Annotated in this window: 17 protein-coding genes and 1 pseudogene; 10 read left to right on the forward strand and 8 right to left on the reverse strand. The window is 74.4% G+C overall.

What is annotated here, in order from left to right:
- The first annotated feature begins 17 nt into the window (after window positions 1-17).
- The 3 genes from AC1VWI_RS22335 (at window position 18) to AC1VWI_RS22345 (ending at window position 4,757) form a co-directional block, all read left to right on the forward strand.
- On the forward strand, window positions 18-779 hold the full coding sequence (locus tag AC1VWI_RS22335; RefSeq protein WP_499512792.1) for a DUF4118 domain-containing protein: 762 nt from the start codon (window positions 18-20) through the stop codon (window positions 777-779).
- 533 nt (window positions 780-1,312) lie between these two features.
- Window positions 1,313-3,424: a SpoIIE family protein phosphatase gene (locus tag AC1VWI_RS22340; RefSeq protein WP_499512793.1), complete on the forward strand. Its 2,112-nt coding sequence runs from the start codon at window positions 1,313-1,315 to the stop codon at window positions 3,422-3,424.
- A gap of 40 nt (window positions 3,425-3,464) precedes the next feature.
- A complete protein-coding gene (locus AC1VWI_RS22345; protein ID WP_499512794.1) occupies window positions 3,465-4,757 on the forward strand; it encodes a Tm-1-like ATP-binding domain-containing protein in 1,293 nt (430 codons plus the stop codon).
- Window positions 4,758-4,794: 37 nt separating this feature from the next.
- On the opposite strand, the gene AC1VWI_RS22350 is transcribed toward AC1VWI_RS22345, so the two are convergent.
- Window positions 4,795-5,592, reverse strand: a complete 798-nt coding sequence (locus AC1VWI_RS22350; protein ID WP_499512795.1) for a CbtA family protein — start codon at window positions 5,590-5,592, stop codon at window positions 4,795-4,797.
- A 16-nt stretch (window positions 5,593-5,608) separates the two neighbouring features.
- Complete coding sequence (locus AC1VWI_RS22355; protein WP_499512796.1) at window positions 5,609-5,830, reverse strand: CbtB domain-containing protein; 222 nt, start codon at window positions 5,828-5,830, stop codon at window positions 5,609-5,611.
- Between the two features lie 297 nt (window positions 5,831-6,127).
- Here AC1VWI_RS22355 and AC1VWI_RS22360 point away from each other — a divergent pair, with 297 nt between their 5' ends.
- The 4 genes and pseudogenes from AC1VWI_RS22360 (at window position 6,128) to AC1VWI_RS22375 (ending at window position 9,341) form a co-directional block, all read left to right on the forward strand.
- Entirely contained in the window at window positions 6,128-6,691 is a 564-nt protein-coding gene (locus tag AC1VWI_RS22360) for a histidine phosphatase family protein (RefSeq protein ID WP_499512797.1), read from the forward strand.
- 121 nt (window positions 6,692-6,812) lie between these two features.
- A pseudogene (locus AC1VWI_RS22365) lies at window positions 6,813-7,828 on the forward strand (energy-coupling factor ABC transporter permease).
- A 2-nt stretch (window positions 7,829-7,830) separates the two neighbouring features.
- On the forward strand, window positions 7,831-8,592 hold the full coding sequence (gene cbiQ / locus AC1VWI_RS22370) for a cobalt ECF transporter T component CbiQ (protein WP_499512798.1): 762 nt from the start codon (window positions 7,831-7,833) through the stop codon (window positions 8,590-8,592).
- Window positions 8,580-9,341, forward strand: a complete 762-nt coding sequence (locus tag AC1VWI_RS22375) for an energy-coupling factor ABC transporter ATP-binding protein (RefSeq protein WP_499512799.1) — start codon at window positions 8,580-8,582, stop codon at window positions 9,339-9,341. The genes cbiQ and AC1VWI_RS22375 overlap by 13 nt, the downstream gene beginning before the upstream one ends.
- A 3-nt stretch (window positions 9,342-9,344) precedes the next feature.
- On the opposite strand, the gene AC1VWI_RS22380 is transcribed toward AC1VWI_RS22375, so the two are convergent.
- Complete coding sequence (locus tag AC1VWI_RS22380; RefSeq protein WP_499512800.1) at window positions 9,345-9,851, reverse strand: MarR family winged helix-turn-helix transcriptional regulator; 507 nt, start codon at window positions 9,849-9,851, stop codon at window positions 9,345-9,347.
- 79 nt (window positions 9,852-9,930) lie between these two features.
- On the opposite strand from AC1VWI_RS22380, the gene AC1VWI_RS22385 reads away from it, so the two are divergent.
- The gene (locus AC1VWI_RS22385) at window positions 9,931-10,461 is read left to right on the forward strand and encodes a YceI family protein (RefSeq protein WP_499512801.1); all 531 of its coding nucleotides are present in this window, start codon (window positions 9,931-9,933) and stop codon (window positions 10,459-10,461) included.
- Window positions 10,462-10,631: 170 nt separating this feature from the next.
- Complete coding sequence (locus tag AC1VWI_RS22390; RefSeq protein WP_499512802.1) at window positions 10,632-12,110, forward strand: cellulose binding domain-containing protein; 1,479 nt, start codon at window positions 10,632-10,634, stop codon at window positions 12,108-12,110.
- 86 nt (window positions 12,111-12,196) lie between these two features.
- On the opposite strand, the gene AC1VWI_RS22395 is transcribed toward AC1VWI_RS22390, so the two are convergent.
- From AC1VWI_RS22395 to AC1VWI_RS22415, 5 genes are all read right to left on the reverse strand, one after another.
- Window positions 12,197-13,843, reverse strand: a complete 1,647-nt coding sequence (locus tag AC1VWI_RS22395) for a glycosyl hydrolase family 18 protein (RefSeq protein ID WP_499512803.1) — start codon at window positions 13,841-13,843, stop codon at window positions 12,197-12,199.
- 221 nt (window positions 13,844-14,064) lie between these two features.
- Window positions 14,065-16,605, reverse strand: a complete 2,541-nt coding sequence (locus AC1VWI_RS22400; protein WP_499512804.1) for a SpoIIE family protein phosphatase — start codon at window positions 16,603-16,605, stop codon at window positions 14,065-14,067.
- A gap of 84 nt (window positions 16,606-16,689) precedes the next feature.
- Entirely contained in the window at window positions 16,690-16,887 is a 198-nt protein-coding gene (locus AC1VWI_RS22405) for a hypothetical protein (RefSeq protein ID WP_499512805.1), read from the reverse strand.
- Window positions 16,888-16,947: 60 nt separating this feature from the next.
- Window positions 16,948-17,769 (reverse strand): ABC transporter permease, encoded by an 822-nt coding sequence (locus AC1VWI_RS22410; RefSeq protein WP_499512806.1) that lies wholly within the window; start codon window positions 17,767-17,769, stop codon window positions 16,948-16,950.
- Window positions 17,766-18,755: an ATP-binding cassette domain-containing protein gene (locus AC1VWI_RS22415; RefSeq protein ID WP_499512807.1), complete on the reverse strand. Its 990-nt coding sequence runs from the start codon at window positions 18,753-18,755 to the stop codon at window positions 17,766-17,768. Before AC1VWI_RS22415 ends, AC1VWI_RS22410 begins: the two co-directional genes overlap by 4 nt.
- A 64-nt stretch (window positions 18,756-18,819) precedes the next feature.
- Here AC1VWI_RS22415 and AC1VWI_RS22420 point away from each other — a divergent pair, with 64 nt between their 5' ends.
- The gene (locus AC1VWI_RS22420; RefSeq protein ID WP_499512808.1) at window positions 18,820-19,572 is read left to right on the forward strand and encodes a TetR/AcrR family transcriptional regulator; all 753 of its coding nucleotides are present in this window, start codon (window positions 18,820-18,822) and stop codon (window positions 19,570-19,572) included.
- Window positions 19,573-19,657: the final 85 nt, after the last annotated feature.

A 19,657-nucleotide genomic window follows, 5' to 3' on the forward strand; every position in this document is an offset into this window, starting at 1 on the left:
CGACGGAGGCGATGACCATGACGCGCTGTTCCTTCCCGTTCGCCCACCCGACGCGGCTCGCCCTGCCCGCCGCGCTCCTCCTGCCGCCGCTGGTGTGCCTGGTGCTCGTGCCCTTCCGCACCCAGGTGTCGAACACGCTCGTGGCCCTGGTGCTGGTGGTAGCGGTCGTGGCGGTCGCCGTCCTCGGCAGCCGCCGCGCCGGGGCGCTCGCCGCGCTGTCCGCGGCGGCCTGGTTCGACTTCTTCTTCGCCCCGCCCTACGAGCGGTTCACCATCAGCGGGCCGGGCGACGTGGCGACGGCGGTCCTGCTGCTCGCCGTGGGCCTGGCCGTCTCCCAGCTCGCCGCCCGCACCAGGCGGCTCGCGGTGATCGCGATCACCGACGCCGACCACCTCGCGCGCATCCACGAGACGGCACGGCTGGCCCAGTCCGCGCTCTCCCCGCACGTCGTGGTCGAGCACGTCCGCGACCAGCTGGTCAGCCTGCTCCACCTGCGCGGCTGCCGTTTCGAGTACGGCACCCTCGTCGGGCACCCGCCGCGGATCGAGCAGGACGGCACCGTGGTGCGGGGCCGCCGCCCCTGGGACGCGGACACGCTGGGACTGCCGGACCAGGAGGTCGAGCTCCGCGTCTTCCACAACGGCCACTTCCACGGCCGCTTCATGCTGCTCCCCACCCCCGGCACCGTCCCCTCCCGCCAGGCCCGCCTGGTCGCCGTCACCCTCGCCGACCAGGCCGGCGGCGCGATCGCCGCCACCGCGGCCGCCCCGGCCCGCTGACCCTCCCCGCGGCGACGACCACCCGGTCCCGCACGCCCCCCGCCCAGCGCGGCCCCGGCGCCCGGGCGGACGCCGTTGCCGTGGACGGACCGGTAACCGGGCCCGCCCACCCCGCCTTACGCGACGGCCCCGCCCAGCCCCCCCCTACGGGCACGGGACGCCGCCTGTTGCCCCCCGCGGCGCAGCACCTGCCCCACCGACGGCACCCGTCCCCCGGGCCGCCCGCCGTGCCGTGCTCGTCCACCCCGACAAGCCGGACGGAGCGCGCCGTCGAGGCACGGGGCGGGCGTGCCACCTGTGCGCCGCGCGGCCCCGCCACGATCACGGGTGGCGAGCGCGCCCGGCGCGGCCCATGGCCCGAGCAACCCCGGCCCCGCCGCGGCGCAGCACCTCCGCGCACCAACGGCACCCGTCCCCCGGCCCAACCGGTCGGGGCCCCGTCGCCAGGGCCCCGCTTCCGGCAAGAGGAGGCGGGGCCGGGAGGGGCGTATCGTCCCGTTGTAGGTGGTGTCGGCCCGATGGTGGAGCCACACATGGTGGTGACTGCCCCCGCGCGGGAGCTGCTGGACCAGGTGCTCGCCGAAGTGGTGCGTGAGACGGGCGCCCATGTCGGTGCGGTCTTCCTGGTGATGCCCGAGGGCCGCGCGCTGGGCATGGAGGTCATCACCGGGGCACCCCGGGAGCTGTCGATGCCCTGGTCGCGGTTGCCCCTGGAGCGCTCGACCCCGGTGGCCGACGCCGTGCGGGAGGGCCGGACGATCCGGATCGGCTCCCGGGAGGAACTGGCCGACCGCTATCCGCGCACGGCCCTGGTCATGCCGTACGACCTGTCCATGGTGGCCGCCCCGCTCACCGACGGGGAGGCCGTGCTCGGGACGCTCGTGCTGATCTGGTCCCGGCCGCAACCCGCCGAGGCGCCGCCCGCGGAGCGCGCGCTGGTGGCGCACGCCCGCGAGCGCCTGTCCGACCAGCTCGCACGGGCCGGCGGCGGGGAGCCGATCCTGCCGGGGCCCGAGCCACGCGTGCTGCGGACCGCGCGGGCGGTCCCGGTGGACCCGGACCAGGCACTGGCCGCAGCGGACTGGGCCCGGCGGCTGCCCGAGGGAGCCTGCGCGCTCGACTTCGACGGTCGGCTCACCTACGTCACGCCCCGCACGGCCGAGCTGGTCGGCGTGCCCGTCGAACGGCTCGTGGGCACCTTCCCCTGGGAGAGCCTGCGCTGGCTGCGCGATCCCGCCCACGAGGACCGCTACCGCGCCGCCGTGCTCAGCGGACAGCCGGTCTCGTTCACCGCCCTGCGACCGCCGGACCACTGGCTGCTCGTCCAGCTCTACCCGGACGCGACCGGGGTCAGCGTGCGGATCTCCCCCACCGACGCGGGTGCGGGTCCCGCCCCGTGGGCCCCGCCCTACGACGAGGCCGCGGTGCCGATCCGGATCGGGGCGATCTACCACCTCATGCACCTCGCCACGGCCCTCACCGAGGCCGTCGGCGTGGACGACGTCGTCCGCCTGGTCGCCGACCTCTTCCCGGCCGCCATCGGAGCCGACGCCTTCGTGCTGTGCGTCGCGGAGGGCGGCCGGTTGCGCGTCATCGGCGACCGCGGCTACCGGCCCGAGGTCATGGCGGCCCTGGACGGCACCGCGCTCACCGCGCGCCTCCCGGCGACCAGGGCCCTCACCAGCGGCGTCCCCAGCTTCTTCGGCTCACGCGAGGACCTCACAAGGACCTACCCGGACCTGGACCTGCAGTCGGGCATGGCGGCCTGGGCGTTCCTGCCGCTGATCGCCTCCGGGCGGCCCGTGGGCTGCTGCATCCTCGCCTTCGCCCGGGAGCGCTCCTTCCCCGCCGACGAACGGGCCGCCCTGACCTCGCTCAGCGGGCTGATCGCCCAGGCCCTGGACCGGGCCCGGATCTACGACGCCAAGCACCACCTCGCCCACAGCCTCCAGTCGGGACTGCTGCCGCACACCCTGCCCTCCCTGCCCGGTCTGGAGGTCGCCGCCCGCTACCTGCCGGCGACCAGCGGCATGGAGGTCGGCGGCGACTTCTACGACCTGATCCGGCTGGACGACACCTGTGCCGCCGCCGTCATCGGCGACGTCCAGGGCCACAACGTCAACGCCGCGGCCCTGATGGGCCAGGTGCGCACCGCGGTGCACGCGCACGCCACCGCCGGCGCCTCCCCCGACCAGGTGCTGTCCCGCACCAACCGGCTGCTCGACGAACTCGACACCGGGCTCTTCACCAGCTGCCTCTACGCCCACCTCCAGCTCACCGACGGCGCCCTGAAGCTGGCCTCCGCGGGCCACCCGCCGGCCCTGCTGCGCTTCCCCGACGGCCGCACCGACATCCTGAGCCTGCCGACCGGGCTGCTGCTCGGCATCGACCCGGACGCCGAGTACCCCACCACCACGCTGACGCTGCCCCGCGGCGCGGTGCTCGCGCTGTACACCGACGGACTCATCGAGACCCCCGGCGGCGACCTGGACGAGGCGATCGCCGCCCTGGCCGTGGCCCTGTCCTGCCGGGGCCGGCTCCCACTGGACGAACTCGCCGAGGTGCTCGTGCACTACGACGGTCCCGCCACCGACCGCACCGACGACACCGCGCTCCTGCTGCTGCGCCCCGTGCCCCTGTCATGAGGCCTTGTCACTCACCGGCTCGGGCCCAACACTGTTGTCCATGCCGGTCGTTGCGCTGCTGGGAACGCTGGACACCAAGGGCACCGAGTACGGCTGGCTGCGGGACCGCCTGCTGCGCGGCGCCGTGGAGGTCGTGCTGATCGACGCGGGCGTGGCCGGTGAGCCGCTGGTCACCCCCGACATCCCCCGCAGCGTCGTGGCGTCCGCCGCGGGCGCGGACGCCGAACGGCTGCGCAGGGCGGGCGACCGCGGCGCCGCGGTGACGGTCATGGCCGAGGGGGCGGCGCGGGTGGTGCGCCGGCTGTACGACGAGGGCCGGCTGCACGGCGTCCTGGCCATCGGCGGCAGCGGCGGCACCTCGATCGCGACCCGCGCGATGCGGGCGCTGCCACTCGGCGTGCCGAAGCTGATGGTCTCCTCGATGGCCGCGGGCGACGTCTCCCCGTACGTCGGCTCGACGGACATCGCCATGATGTACAGCGTCGTCGACATCGCGGGCGTCAACCGGGTGTCGGCGCCGATCCTGGCCAACGCGGCGGACGCCGTCGCCGGGATGGCCAGGGGCTTCGCCGGGACACCCGCCGCGCCCGCCGGGGACCGGCCGCTGGTTGCGGCGAGCATGGCGGGGGTGACGACCCCCGGGGTCGACGCCGCCCGCGCGCGGCTCACCGAACTCGGTTACGAGGTGCTGGTCTTCCACTCCGTGGGCTCCGGCGGCCGCTCCCTGGAGGCACTGGCCGGGGAGGGCATGTTCAGCGGGGTGCTGGACCTGACGCTCAGCGAGCTCGCCGACGAGCTGGTCGGCGGTGCCTTCGGCGCGGGGCCCGACCGGCTGCGCACCGCGGGGCGCGCCGGGCTGCCGCAGGTGGTGAGCCCGGGCGCGCTGGACATGGTCAAGTTCGGCCCGCTCGCCTCACTGCCGGACCGCTTCCGGGCGCGCCACGTCCACGTCCACAACCCGTCGGTGACGGTGATCCGCACCTCCGCCGCCGAGTGCGCCGAACTCGGCCGTCAGGTCGCGGCGAAGCTGCGCGCGGCCACCGGCCCGGCCGCGCTCCTGCTGCCGCTGCGCGGGCTGTCCACCCTCGGGGCGCCGGGCGGGCCGTACCACGACCGTGCGGTGGACGGGGTGCTGTTCCGCACCCTCCGCGAGGAGCTGCGCGGCAGCCGGGTGGAACTCGCCGAGTACGACACGCACATCAACGACCCCGCCTTCGGCCGTGCCGCGGCGGAGCGGCTGCACGCGCTGATCTCCGCGCGGACGGACACGCAGACGGACGTACGGACGGACGTACGGACCGACGCACACACGACCGCCCGCACGACGCGCTGAGCGTCGTACGGGCGGTCACGGTCGGTGCTGCGGAAGCCTAGACGGAGGCCGCCGTGCCCGCGCCCACGGTGTCGCGCCCCGTGGGGGCGGCCGCCGGGGCCGGTTCCAGCAGGCGTCCGGCCAGGTGGCCGAAGACCAGCCCGAAGGAGGTCCACAGCGTCAGCTGGATCGCCAGCGCCGCCAGGCGGAACTGCCACAGCAGCGCCGCCGGGAAGTGCTCCGGAACCTCGTTGATCCCGGGCAGGAAGGCGTACGCGAGCCCCACGGCCAGGACGAAGAACCCACCGGCGGCCACGGTCGCGTACCAGTTGCCCAGGCGCGGCGCGAGGCGCTTGCCGAGGATCACGGTGGCGATCGCGAGCAGCACGCTGAGCAGCATCATCAGGAAGTACAGCGTGGTGCGCTTGCCGATGGTGTCGGGGTCGCCGACGGCCGGCGGGTTGGCCGGGTACTTCAGGAAGGGCACGACGTAGACCGCGACCAGCGCGGCGGCCGACAGCAGCAGCGCCGTCGGCCGGGCACCGAAGCGGCCGATCCGCCCGAGGGCGAAACAGTAGGCGAGGGCGGCGATGCCGCCCAGCGCCACGCCGTACAGGAGGATGCCGGTGGCCAGGCCGGCGGTGGACTGCAGGGCACGGCTGACCGCTTCGGCGCCGCCGTGCTCGTGGGCGTGCGACTCCTCGAACGCGATGGCGGCGTCGACCCGGGACTCGCCCAGCAGGTAGGCGACGACCAGGGCGAGCACGCCGGCGGCGAGGCCGGCCAGCATGCCCCGCACCAGCAGTTGCCTGACGGTGCCGGAGGTGACGGGGGTGGCGGAGGTGGCGGGGTTCATCGGCGCGGCGCCCCTGTCAGTGGCAGGGGAAGCCGAGCAGGTGACGCCCGTCGTGCACCCACTCGTGGACGTTCTCACCGGACAGGAGGGACGTGGCCCCCTGCTCGGCACCCACGAAGTAGAGCAGGACCAGCATCAGGACGCCGAAGAAGACCGCCCAGGGCAGGATCGCCCGGATCGGCAGCGTCACGGGGACGGCGGAAGGGGCGACGGCAGGCGGAACGGCGGACTGCGCCATGGCATGACCTCCTGGTGGGAACTCGCGTCCCGGTCGGTGGAGCTCTGTCGGACGACTGCGGGTCTGACTCGCCTGGCGCTGGGCTGGGCATACAGTGGCGCGACCGTGCCGGATTTGCACCGGACTTCCGCCGTGTCGTCGTGAATGTCGTCGTGACGGTACCGCGATCCGGTGATCCGGCCAAGGGCGCGTGTGTGCGCCCCGGCATGCGCGGGAGCTGCTTCCGTGCGACCGACCGGCCGGGTGTGAGGCGGCAGTTGGCGATTCCGAGGGGTCGCCGCAGGGCGAGGAGGGTGCATGACGACCCGGGTGATGTTGATCTCACCGGTGGTGAACGCGGCGCTGCGCGAGGCGCGTTTCGACGACGACGTGCCGCCGGAGGAGCACGCGCTCGCCGCCGCCCGCGCGTTGGCCGGTTCCCTGCCCTCCGCGGGGCCGGTGCTCGTCTCGCCCACCGTGCGCTGCCGCGCGACCGCCGAGGCGCTCGGCCTCGCCGCGCAGGAGACGGCCCCCGCGGGATGGGCGCTGGGCCGCTGGCGGGGGCGGACCCTGGCCGAGGTGAGCGCCGAGGAGCCGGAGGCCGTCGCCGCCTGGCTCTCCGACCCGGATGCCGCACCGCACGACGCCGAGTCGCTGCGCGAGCTGTGCGCCCGGGCCGGCGCCTGGCTCGACGGGCTCGCCGCGACGCCGGGGCGGGTGCTCGCCGTCGTCGAGCCGGAGATCGTCCGGGCCTGCGCGGTACGGGTCCTGGGTTCGCCCGAGGCCGCCTTCTGGCGGATCGACGTGCCCCCGCTGACCGCGACGGAATTCAGCGGGCGGTCCGGACGCTGGAACCTGCGGGCGGGACGCCCGCTGGGCTGAGCGGGGTGCGCTCCAGCGACGAACAGGCTCTTGCAAACAGGTCGCAATAAGACCCTATGATTGAGCGCCCTGCTTCGCCGACCCGACCGGCCGCCGGCCGGACCCGACCTGGAGCTCCCCCATGCATGTACCCGACGGATTCATCGACGCCCCGGTGTCGGTGGCGACCGGTGCCGTCGCGGCCGCAGCCGTAGCGGTGAGCCTGCGCGGTGCGCGGCGCGAGCTGGACGAGCGCACCGCGCCGCTGGCCGGACTCGTCTCGGCGTTCATCTTCGCCGTCCAGATGCTCAACTTCCCCGTGGCCGCGGGTACCAGCGGCCATCTCCTCGGCGGCGCGCTCGCGGCGATACTCGTCGGCCCCTACACAGGGGTGCTGTGCGTGTCCGTCGTCCTGCTCATCCAGGGCGTGCTCTTCGCCGACGGCGGCCTGACCGCGCTCGGAGTGAACATCACCGACATGGCGATCGTCACCGTGGTCGTCGCCTACGCCGTCTTCCGCGGGCTGGTCAAGGTGCTGCCGAAGGGACGTGGCGGAGTGACGGGCGCGGCCTTCGTCGCGGCCCTGCTCTCCGTCCCCGCGGCGGCGGTCGCCTTCACCGGGATCTACGCGCTGGGCGGGACGACCGACGTCTCGCTCGGCAAGGTCTTCACCGCCATGGTCGGCGTGCACGTCCTGATCGGCATCGGCGAGGCGGTGATCACCGCGGCGACGGTGGGCGCCGTCGTCGCCGTCCGCCCCGACCTCGTCCACGGCGCCCGTGACCTGCGCCGCCCGCTGGAACTCAAGGAGGCGACCGTCTGATGGCGGCCGTGACCGACACCCCCAAGCGCGGCGGCATACGGCCGCTGTGGATCGCCGGCCTGATCGCCGCCGTGCTGCTCGCCGGATTCGTCAGCTACTACGCCTCCGCCAGCCCGGACGGCCTGGAGAAGGTCGCCGCGGACCACGGCATCGACAAGAAGGCCGAGGACCACGCGGCCGAGGACTCCCCGCTCGCCGACTACCAGACCCAGGACATCGGCAACGCCCGGCTCTCCGGCGGCCTCGCCGGTGTGATCGGCGTCGGCGCCAGCCTCGCGCTCGGCACCGGCGTCTTCTGGGTCGTCCGCCGCCGTCCGCGCGCGGAGGAGGTCTAGCCGTGGGAGCGGGGCACGCCCACCGGCTCTACCGGCAAGGCCACTCGCCGGTGCACGCGCTGCCCCCGCAGTGCAAGATCGCCGCGGTCTTCTGCTTCGTCCTGGTGGTGGTCTCCACCCCGCGCACGGCGATGTGGGCCTTCGGCCTGTACGCGGTGCTGCTGGCCACGGTCGCCGCCGTGGCGCGCGTCCCGGCCGGATTCCTGCTGCGGCGGCTGCTGATCGAGGTGCCCTTCGTCGCCTTCGCCTTCCTCATGCCGTTCGTCGCCGAGGGCCCGCGCACCGAGGTGCTGGGCCTGTCCCTCAGCGTGAACGGCGTGTGGGGGGCCTGGAACATCCTCGCCAAGGGCACCCTCGGCGTCGCCGCCTCCGTCCTGCTGGCGTCCACCACCGAGCTGCGCGCACTGCTCCTGGGCCTGCAGCGGTTGCGGCTGCCGGCGCTGCTGGTGCAGATCGCCTCGTTCATGATCCGGTACGGGGACGTCATCACCGACGAGATGCGCCGGATGCGCCTCGCCCGCCTCTCGCGCGGCTTCGAAGCGCGCGGCCCGCGTCACTGGGGCGTGCTCGCCAAGTCCGCGGGCGCCCTGTTCATCCGCTCCTACGAACGCGGCGAACGCGTCCACCTCGCCATGGTCAGCCGGGGCTACGCCGGCAGCATGCCGGTGATCGACGAGGTGACGGCCTCGCGCGCCCAGTGGTCGTACGCCGCCGCGCTCCCGGCCGCGGCGCTGCTGGTCTGTCTGATGGGATGGTTCCTGTGACACCTTCGCTCGAGGTCAAGGGCCTCGCCTACGCCTACCCCGACGGCCACCAGGCGCTGTTCGGCGTCGACCTGACCATCGCCCGCGGCGAGCGGGTGGCCCTCCTCGGCCCCAACGGCGCCGGCAAGACCACCCTCGTGCTGCACCTCAACGGCATCCTCGAGGCGGGCGCCGGCTCGGTGACCGTCGCCGGCCTCCCGGTCGGCGAGCGCAAGAACGTGGCCGAGGTCAGGCGCCGGGTCGGCATCGTCTTCCAGGACCCGGACGACCAGCTCTTCATGCCCACCGTCCGCGAGGACGTCGCCTTCGGGCCGGCCGCGGCCGGTCTGCGCGGCGCCGAGCTGGAGGCCTGCGTCCGCAGGGCGCTGGAGCGGGTCGGCATGGCGGAGTTCGCCGACCGGCCGCCGCACCACCTGTCGTTCGGGCAGCGGCGCCGCGTGGCGGTGGCGACCGTCCTCGCCATGGAGCCGGAGATCCTCGTCCTGGACGAGCCCTCCTCCAACCTGGACCCCGCCTCCCGCCGCGAACTCGCCGACATCCTGCGCTCGCTGGACGTCACGGTCCTGATGGTCACCCACGACCTGCCGTACGCCCTGGAGCTGTGCCCGCGCTCGGTCGTCCTCAGCGGCGGAACCGTCGTCGCCGACGGCCGCACCCAGGAACTCCTCGCCGACGACGCCCTGATGCGCGCCCACCGCCTCGAACTGCCCTACGGCTTCGACCCCCGCTCGGTCACCGTCCGGGCCTGAGCCTCAGCCCCCGCACGGGGGCCGGGACGGCGGCTCCGGGTCGACGGCGGTGACCGCCGCCGTGAGCGCGTCGAACCGCTCCGCGCCGCCCAGCGGCCCGACCACGCGCTCACGCAGCGCGTCGGCCAGCGTGAGCGCCGCCGTCATCGCCACCTGGAGGCCGCGTTCGGTCAGCACCGCCAAGGTGACGCGCCGGTCCTCCCGGCAGGGACGGCGTTCGATGAGCCCCGCCTCCGTGAGGCGGTCGGCGACCTTGGTGGTGCCCGCCGTGGTGAAGCCCAGCGTCCCTGCGAGCCGGTACATCGGCGCCGACCGCTCCGGCGTGGTCATCAGGAACCACAGCGCCTGGAACGAGGACGGGGCCAGCCCCGACCGCGCCTCGACGTCCGCCAGCAACTGGTCCGTGAGCCGCCGGAAGCCCGACTGCAGCGCGTCCCACCGCGCGAGCAGGTGCAGGTCGGCGGTGTCCGGGCACCGGCCGTCCGTCTCCGCGTGGATCTCCGCCGTCACATTGCCCAGGGTACCAACGCCAGCTATTGTCTAACTGGCTACTTAATATCTGGCGAGCTATTGAAGGGTGCGACACCCCATGAGCGACTCGACGACCACCCCCACCGGTCTGCGCACGGGCTCCTGGGCCCTCGACCCCGCGGGCTCGGCCGTGCGGCTCACGCACCGGACGATGTGGGGCATGGCCACCGTGAAGGGCGCGTTCACCGAGGTCGGCGGCGAGGGCGAACTCGCGGCCGACGGCACCGGGCAGGGCACCCTGACCGTGGGTGCCGCCTCCCTGGACACCGGCAACAAGCAGCGCGACACCCACCTGCACTCCGCCGACTTCCTCGACGTCGAGACCCACCCGGCGATCGTCTTCACCGCCCGCCGGGTCACCGCCGGCCCCGACGGCGCCCTCTCCGTCGACGGCGAGCTGACCGTCCGCGGCACCACCCGTCCGCTCGCCCTCACCGGGCGCGTCGAGTCCTCCTCCGCCGACGCCGTCGTGCTCACCGCCGATGCGGTCGTCGACCGGGCCGACTTCGGCCTCACCTGGAACCGGATGGGCATGATCAAGGGCGCCGCGACCCTCTCGGTCGCCGCCCGCTTCGTCCATCACGGCTGATCCCGCCGTTCACGAGGGGGCGGAAGCGGACATCACCGCTCACGCCCCAACTACCCCTTCGGCAAACGAAGTCGCGCCTTGCTACTTGTGTGGAAACCGTGAAAGGCTCCCCGCACCACCAGGCGCAGGCGCAACCGCCTCCCGACGCCGAAGGGTTGGTTCACCACTCGATGACTGCCCCAGCCCCGGTCCCCGAGGCCGTACCGCTGTCCGAGTACTGGGCGGAAGCGCTGTGCTTCGCCCAGCTCTGCTCGCTCTCCCCCGAGGACGGCGGCCGACTGGCCGCCGACGCGTTCGACCGCGGCCTGGACCTGACGCCCGACGCGGCGGACGGCGCACCCGGACCGGGGCTGCCGCCCCTGCCGCTGCTGCTGACCGCCGTACGGGACACCGCCGCGTCCTGGCAGGCCCGGGGCGAGGGCGACAGCCTGCAGCCGGAGTTCCGCATCTGGCTCAACGCGGAACGCGCCGCGCGCCGGGGCAGGGCACCGCGCCCGGAACCGCTGGCCCTGCGCGGACTGCGCGCCATGGCGGAACCGGACGCGGCACTGCTGTGGTCCGCCGAGGTCGAGTGCCGCCCCGCGGCCGTGACCGCACACGCGCTGGGCGTGGACGTCACCGCGGTGGAGCGGGAGACCGACCGGGCGCGCGAGGACTTCCGCGACCGCTGCCTCCGCGCCCACCAGGAGGAACCGCCCTCCGACGAGTGCCAGCGGTACGCCCGCCTGCTGGACGCGGCCACCCGGATGCCCGTCGAGGCGGCGCCCGAGGACCTGCGCCGGCACCTGCGCGGGTGCGCCGAGTGCGCGCGGGCGGCCGTGTGCCTGACCCCGCTCGGCGGCGGGCTGCCCGAGGCGCTGGCCGAAGGGGTGCTGGGCTGGGCGGGGCCCGCCTATCTGGAGGCCCGGCGCCGGAGCGCAGGCAGGGGCGCCGCCGTGGCCCCGCCGTCGCGGCGGGCCGCGCGCGCCGCCCGTGCCGCACGGGCGAGGACCCGCGTCCCCGCGGGCAGGGCCGCCGTGGCCGGGGCGGTCGCGGTGCTCGCCGCCGTGATCTGCCTGACGGCCCTGGTCACCACCGACGACTCCGCCCCCCGGTCCGCCCGGGCCCTTCCGACGGCCCAGGGCGGCAAGGTCGGCACCGCCCCGGACGGTCCCGGTTTCCCCCCGCTGCCGTCGCCGGGCGCGTCGGGCGCCTCCGGGGCGCCGGAGCCCGCGCAGAGCGCGCCGTTCCCCGAGGAGATCGGGCCCTCCGCCGCCGAGCACACCATCCCCGCCGCCGATCGCGCACCGTCCTCCGCCGCGCCGCCCGCGCACGACGCCCCGGAGGAGCAGGCGCCGTCCTGCACGATCACCTACGAGGTGGACGAGCAGTGGTACGACGGCTTCCAGGCCACGGTCACCCTGACGACCCGCAAGGACCTCGACGACTGGAGGGTCGGCTGGAGGTACTCCGACGGCCGGCGCGTCACGCAGATGTGGGACGCCGACTTCGCCCAGCGCGGCGGATCGGTCACCGCCCGGGCCAAGGGGTACAACCGGTCGGTGCGGGCGGGCGGTTCGGTCAGCTTCGGGCTGGTCGGCACCCGGCCCGGCGTCTCCGCCCCGCCCACCGGCTTCACCCTCGACGGCGCGTCCTGCGCCACCGGCTGACGCATCCCGCCGCGCCCCGACGCAACCGGGCCGGAGGGGCGGTCACGATTCCGCCCCTCCGGCCCGTACGGCCCGGCTCCTGAGGACTAGCTCAGACCGTTGTTGATCGCGGTGATCAGCTCACCGTTGCCGGTGTCGCCGCTGAACTCCCAGAAGAACGCGCCGCCGAGGCCCTGGTTCTTCACGTAGGCCATCTTGCCCGCGATGGTCGACGGGGTGTCGTAGCTCCACCAGTTGTTGCCGCAGTGGGCGTACGCGGTGCCCGCGACGGTGCCGGTGGCCGGGCAGGTGTTCTTGAGGACCTTGTAGTCCTCGTTGCCCGCCTCGTACGTACCGGGAGCGGCGCCGGTCGCGGAACCGCCCGGCGCGGACTGCGTGACGCCGGTCCAGCCGCGCCCGTAGAAGCCGATGCCCAGGTTGAGCTTGTTCGACGCGATGCCCTTGCCCTTCAGCTTCTGGATCGCCGCGTCGGAGTAGAAGCCGGCGATCGGGATGCCGCTGTAGGAGGTGAGCGGGGAGTGCGGGGCGGTCGGGCCGTCCGCGTCGAAGGCGCCGAAGTAGTCGTACGTCATCACGTTGTAGTAGTTGACGTACTGGGCGGCGCCCGCGTAGTCGGCCGCGTCGATCTTGCCGCCGTTGGTGCCGTCGGCGGTGATGGCCGCGGTGACCAGGTTGTTGGAGCCGAACCTGGTGCGCAGCGCGGACATCAGCGTCTTGAAGGACGAGGCCCCACTGGTGTCGCAGGACAGACCGCAGGCGTTGGGGTACTCCCAGTCGATGTCGATGCCGTCGAAGACGTCGGCCCAGCGCGGGTCCTCGACCAGGTTGTAGCAGGAGTTGGCGAAGGCGGTCGGGTTGGCGGCCGCCTGGCCGAAGCCGCCGGACCAGGTCCAGCCGCCGAAGGACCAGAGGATCTTGATGTTCGGGTACTGCTTCTTCAGCTTGCGCAGCTGGTTGAAGCTGCCGCGCAGGGCGCCGGTGTCCCAGGTGTCGGCGACGCCGTCGACGCTCTGGTCGGCGGTGTAGGCCTTGTCGTAGTCGGCGTAGGCGTCGCCGATCGCGCACTGGCCGTTGGTGACGTTGCCGAAGGCGTAGTTGATGTGGGTCAGCTTGCTCGCCGAGCCGGAGGTCACCAGGTTCTTGACGTGGTAGTTGCGGCCGTAGACGCCCCATTCGGCGAAGTAGCCGAGGCGGATCTTGTTCCCCGCGGGGCCGGTGGGGGTCGGCGTCGGGGTGGGCGTGGGCGTCGGGGTCGGGGTGGGTGTCGGGGTCGGCGTGGGCGTCGGGTCGCCGCCGCCACCGCCGGTGCAGGAACCGCCGTTGAGCTTGCAGCCGCTCGGGTTCCCGCTACCGGTGCCGTTGAAGCCGAAGCTGATGCTGGCGCCCGGGGCCAGCGTGCCGTTCCAGCTCTTGTTCTTGCCGGTCCAGTGGGTGCCGGAAGCGGTCACGTCGGCGTCCCACGCCGAGGTCACCGACGTGCCGGCGGGGAAGTCCCACTCGACGGTCCAGCTGCTGATGGACGAGGTGCCGCTGTTGGTGATCGTCCACTTGCCCTCGAACCCCGTGCCCCAGTCCTGGGTCTTGGTGTACGTGGCGGTGGTACCCGCGGCATGGGCCGGCGTGGCCAGACCGACGAGCGCGGCGAACGGGAGCAGCAGCGCGGTGAGCCCCGCGGCGGCTGTGGTCCTGATGCGTCTGGTGCGTGGAGTGCGTGGGGTGTCTCCAGTGCTCAAGGGGTGCTCCTCGAGTGGGGGCCGACGGGGAAACCAGTGCCGCCTGGTGGGCGGTTGACTCCATGTCATGCCCACCACAGTTCCCTGGCAGAGTAGAAAGGTCTGGACCAGATGGCAATAGGTCTGGACCATCTCGACCCCTCGGCCTGGAGCACGACGCCCCGGCGACCTCGCCGGGGCGTACAGGTGAACGAAGGAGCGCGCGGGGGCGGCGTCCGGCGTCAGGCCGGTTCGCGCACGGTGACCGTGTCGATGCCGATGTCGATGCCGACGTCGGGGCCGTGCCCGTCGAGGAACTGCTCGGCCCAGATGATCTTCCCGTCGTCGGTGTAACGGGTGCCCCACCGCTGGGCGAACTGCGAGATCAGGAACAGCCCGCGACCGCCCTCGTCGGTGGTGCGGGGGTGCCGCAGGTGCGGGGAGGTGCTGCTGGCGTCGGAGACCTCGCAGGTCAGCGCCCGTTCCAGGATCAGCCGCAGGCGGATCGGACCGGAGCCGTGCCGGATCGCGTTGGTGACCAGCTCGCTGACGACCAGTTCGGTGGTGAAGGCGAGGTCGCCCAGGCCCCAGTCCTCCAGCTGCCGGGTGGACAGCTCGCGGGCCCGCGCCACGACCGCGGGGTCGGTGGGCAGGTCCCAGGAGGCGACCCGGCCGATGTCCAGGCAGCGGGTCCTGGCCAGCAGCAGCGCCACGTCGTCGTGCGGGCGGGCGGGGGCCAGTTCGTCGACGACACTGCGGCACAACGCGTCCAGCGGCAGGTCCTCGGCCTCCAGGGCGGTCCGCAGCCGGCTCCGCCCGCTGTCCGGCACGTCGCCCGCGCCGTCCGCCGTCGCGACCAGGCCGTCCGTGTACAGCGCGAGGACGCTGCCCTCCTCCATCGTCAACTCGGCCGCCTCGAAGGGCAGTCCGCCCAGGCCCAGCGCGGGCCCGATGGGCATCCGGGGGAAGCGGACGGCCTCCCCGCCCTCGGCCCCGCACCGCTCGCCGGCGGGCCGGAGCACGGCGGGCGGCAGGTGCCCGGCGCTGGCCATGACGCAGTGCCTGCTGACCGGGTCGTACGTCACGTACAGGCAGCTCGACCCGAGCGCGCTGCCGCCCACCCCGACGGTCGCGGACTCCCCGGCCTCCCGGGAGACCTGGACGACCAGGTCGTCCAGGTGCGCCAGCAGCTCCTCGGGCGGCAGGTCGAGGTCGGCCAGGGTCCGTACCGCCGTGCGCAACTGGCCCATGGTCGCGGCCGCCTCGATGCCGTGGCCCACCACCTCGCCCACCACGAGGGCGACCCGGGCGCCGGACAGCGGGATGACGTCGAACCAGTCGCCGCCCACGCCCGACAGCTCGTCGGCCGGCCGGTAGTAGGTGGCGACCTCCACCGCCTCCTGCGGCGGGAAGGTGTGCGGCAGCAGGCTGCGCTGCAGCACGAGGGCGGCGTCCCGCTCGCGGGTGTAGCGGCGCGCGTTGTCCAGGCAGACCGCGGCCCTGGCCACCACCTCCTCCGCCAGGCGCAGGTCCTCCCCGTCGAAGGGGTCGGCGCGGCGCACCCGGAAGAAGAGGGTCACGCCGAGGGTGACCCCGCGGGCGCGGATCGGCACCACCATCGCCGTGTGGAGCCCGAGTTCGCCGAAGTGGAGCGCGCGGCCGCCGGCCGGTCCTGCGGCCCACTCCAGCTCCAGCGGGTCCAGCCGGGAGCTGAGCCAGGAGGTGCCGTCGGTCAGGCACCGGATGGGCGGGGTGTCCTCCAGGTAGGCGGAGACCGCCCCGATGCCGAACGCCGGCTGGGGCTCGCCCTGCCGCGCCGCCCGCATCCCGGCGCGGCGCAGCGGCACGGTGACGGCGTCGCCCAGCGGGCCGGGCTGCGGCTCCGCGCCCTTGATGACCGACTCCAGCAACTCCACGGCGACGTAGTCGGCGAGGTCGGGCACGACCACGTCCGCCAGGTCCTGCGCGGTGTGCATCACGTCCAGGGTGCGGCCGATGTGCTCGCTGGCCCGGTCCAGCAGCGACAGCCGCTGCCGGGCCCGCCAGCGGTCGCTGATGTCGACCACGGAGTAGCAGACGCCCACCGGGACGCCGCGCTCGTCCTCCAGCCGTACGAAGGACATCGCATGCGCCTTCTCGCGGCGTGGATCGGTGCGGAACCGCCCGACGTGCTCGTAGTCGATCACCGGCACGCCCGTCTCCAGGACCTGCCGCATCTGCGCCTCCAGGACCGTGGCGTTCAGGCCCGGCTGGATCTCCCCGAGCCGGCGGCCCATCCGCTCCTGGGAGGGGCCGCCGCCGAAGCGCTCCAGTGCCGCGTTCGACCACACGCAGCGCAGTTCGGTGTCGACCACGGCCAGCCCGATCGGCGTCTGGCCCGCGATCCGTTCCAGCATCGCCGGGGTCATCCCGGACGCCACGGAGCGGGCGGTGCTGCGGGACTCCGCCGCCAGGACCATCCAGCGGACGGACGTGCCGCCGATCCCCTCCGGGAGCCCGGCAACCCGTACGCCCAGCGTGACCCGCATGCCGTCGTCACGGCGGAGCCGCAGCACACCCGTCCAGCCGCCCTCGGTGCGGCAGCGCTCGGCGATCTCCGGCGGCCGCGCCGCGTCCTCCGGGGCGAGCAGGGCCACCGCGGGGGTGTCGATGACGTCCGCTGCCCGCCGGCCGAGCAGCCGCTCGGCGGCGGGCGGCCAGCTCAGCAGCCGCCCTTCGGCGTCGAGCAGCAACGTGACGGCGTCCGCCACGCCCGCGTCCACGCGTTCCTCGGGAGTCCCCATGGCCAGCCACTCCGTATCCGCCCGCAACGTTACGCTCCGCTCACCGTTCTTGTTCTTCCCACTCGGCGAACGCCGCTCACGGCGTCACGGGAAGAAGGAGAGCGGGCCGTCCGCTGCCCGCCCGGGCTCGTGGCCGGAACGGGAGGAGAGGCCGGAACGGAAGGGGAGGGTGGGCGGCCTCAAGAGCGTGCCCGGCGGGGACGGGTCCTCGGGGCGGCCGGCGGCCCCCGTGGGGACGGGCGGCGCGGGGAGAGACCGGCCGAAGAGCACCGGGACGTCCATCAAGACCTCCGGAGTACGGCCCCCGTGTCCCCCGCGAATCAGATTACTCGTCGGCCCCGGTCAGCGCCCCCCGCGTGCGTGCCGCCGTATCGCCAGCGGGACGAAGACCGCGAGCAGTGCCAGCGACCAGCCCACCGAGGCCGCGAGCGGATGGGCCATGGGCCACGCCGCCCCCGGGGCGTCGGCGATCCGGGCGACCGGGCCGCCGAAGAGCCCGCGGCACGCGGCGGCCACGGCGCTGAGCGGATTCCACTCGGCGACGGCGCGCAGCCAGCCCGTCATGCCGGAGGTGGGAACGTAGGCGCCGGAGACCAGTTGCAGCACGAAGGTGGCGCTGCCGAGCTGCGCCGCCGCCTCCTCGTCGCGCAGCAGCAGCCCGAGATGGATCCCGGCCCAGCAGGTGGCGAAGCGGAAGAGCAGCAGGAGGCCGTACGCGCCGAGCACCTGACCCGCGCCCGCCTCGACGCGCCAGCCCACCGCCCACCCCACCAAGGCCAGTGGCACCAGCCCGGCGGCGGTGACCAGTGCGTCGGCGGCCGCCTGGCCGAGCGGCACCGCGGCCCGGCTCATCGGCAGGGTGCGGAAGCGGTCGGCGACCCCCCGCTGCGCGTCCTGCGCGGCCTGCATCATGCCGGTCATGAGCCCGCCGGCGGCGACGGCGGTGAACAGTCCCGGCAGGAGGTAGGAGCGGTACCCGGCGTCCCCGGGGAGGGTGAGCGCGCTGCCGAAGACGTAGCCGAAGAAGAGCAGCAGGATCAGCGGCATCGCCTGGGTGAGGACGAACAGCCCGGGGGCCCGGCGCACCCGCAGCAGATGGCGGCCGAGCATCGCCACCCCGTCGGCCAGGACACCGCCGTCCCCTTGTCGCGCGAGCGCGGTCATGCGGCCTCCTCCTTCGCGGGAGCGGTGGACGGGACGGGCAGGAGCGGGGCGGCGCCGCCGGTCAGCCGGTGGAACACCTCGTCGAGGGTGGGCGGCCGCAGGCTCGCGTCCACCAGCGGGACGCCGGCCGCGTCCAGGGCGAGCACGATGCGCGGCAGCGTGAGCGCCGGGTCGTCGCTGACCACGCCGACCGTGCGGCGACCGTGGTCCAGCACCGGCTCGGCGCCCGTCAGCGACCGCAGGACGACGGCCGCACCGGCCACCGCGCCGGCCTCGCCCACCACGACCTCGGCGGAGGAGCCGATGCGGGCCTTGAGCTCGGCCGGTGTGCCGCGGGCGGTGACCCGGCCCCCGTCGACCAGCGCGATGTCGTCGGCGAGCCGGTCGGCCTCCTCCAGGTACTGCGTGGTCAGCAGCACCGTCGTGCCCTCGTCTGCGAGCGTGCGCACCGACCGCCAGACGCCCTCCCGTGCGGTCGGGTCGAGGCCGGTGGTGGGCTCGTCGAGGAAGAGCACCCGGGGCCGCGCGAGGAGGCTCACCGCGAGGTCGAGGCGCCGTCGCATGCCGCCGGAGTAGCCGCGCACGGGCCGGTCGGCGGCGTCCTCCAGGCCGGCCCCGGCGAGGAGTTCGTCCGCCCGCGCCCGCCCGGGGGCACCGCGGAGCCGTTGCAGCCGGGCGAACAGCCGCAGGTTCTCCCGGCCGGACAGCTCCTCGTCCAGGGAGGCCTCCTGACCGGTGACGCCGATGGCACGGCGCACCGCGGCCGGCTCCCGCACCACGTCGTGCCCGGCGACCCGCGCGGTGCCCGCGTCGGGGACGAGCAGCGTGGTCAGCAGCCGCACGGCCGTGGTCTTCCCCGCCCCGTTCGGCCCGAAGAGCCCGCAGACACGCCCCGCGGGCACCGCCAGATCCAGCCCGCGCAGGGCGCGAACCTCGCCGAAGCCCTTCTCCAGACCCTCACTGAGTACAGCGTACGTTGTTTCCATGTACGGCACCATACCCCACTCCGTACGCCGTACGTAACTACCATGGTGGACGAGGTGATGATCGATGCCAGCCAGCACCGGGCGACCCGCCGCCCCCGAGGTGATCTGGACCCGTCCGGAACGGGCGGCCAGGGGCCCGCGGCCCGCCCACAGCCGCGCCGAGATCGCCGCGGCCGCGGTGCGGATCGCCGACGCCGAGGGCATCGACGCGGTGTCGATGCGGCGCGTGGCGGCCGAGGTCGGCGCGGGCACGATGTCGCTCTACAACTACGTGCCCCGCAAGGAGGACCTGCACGAGTTGATGGTCGACGCCGTCACCGGCGAGTACGAGCTCCCCGAGGAACCCTCCGGCGACTGGCGCGCGGACCTGATGGCCCTGGCCCGGGCCGGCCGCGACCTGCTGCGCCGCCACCCGTGGGTGCCGCGGCTGTACACCTCCGTCCACGGCTTCAGCCCCAACGGCCTGCGCTACCTGGAGCACTGCCTCGCCGCCCTGGAGGGCCTGGACGAGGACGACGCCACCAAGATGGAGCTGCTCGCGGTGGTCCACGGCACCGTCATGACGTACGTGGGCAATGAGGTGGCCACCCAGGAGCGCAGCCGGGCCCTGCCGTGGACGCCGCTGGAGGAACAGGCCGCGCGCCTGGCGTATCTGACGGACCGGGTCGGCGGGGGCGCGTACCCGCGCCTGGCCGCGGCGCTGGCGAACGCTGGCCCTGCGGTCGACATGGACGCCTGGTTCGACCGCACGATCGGCCGGATCCTGGACGCGTACGGGCGCGGCGGCGGGGAAGAGGACCGGGGCCGGGACGCCTGAGCGCGGCGGCGCCGGGGACCGGGTGCGGTGCGGCCGTTTCCCCGGCGGGCTCGGGCTACCCTGCTCGGAAGGCCCGAAAGAGGGG

Source organism: Streptomyces sp. TOM-9 (assembly GCF_056858595.1).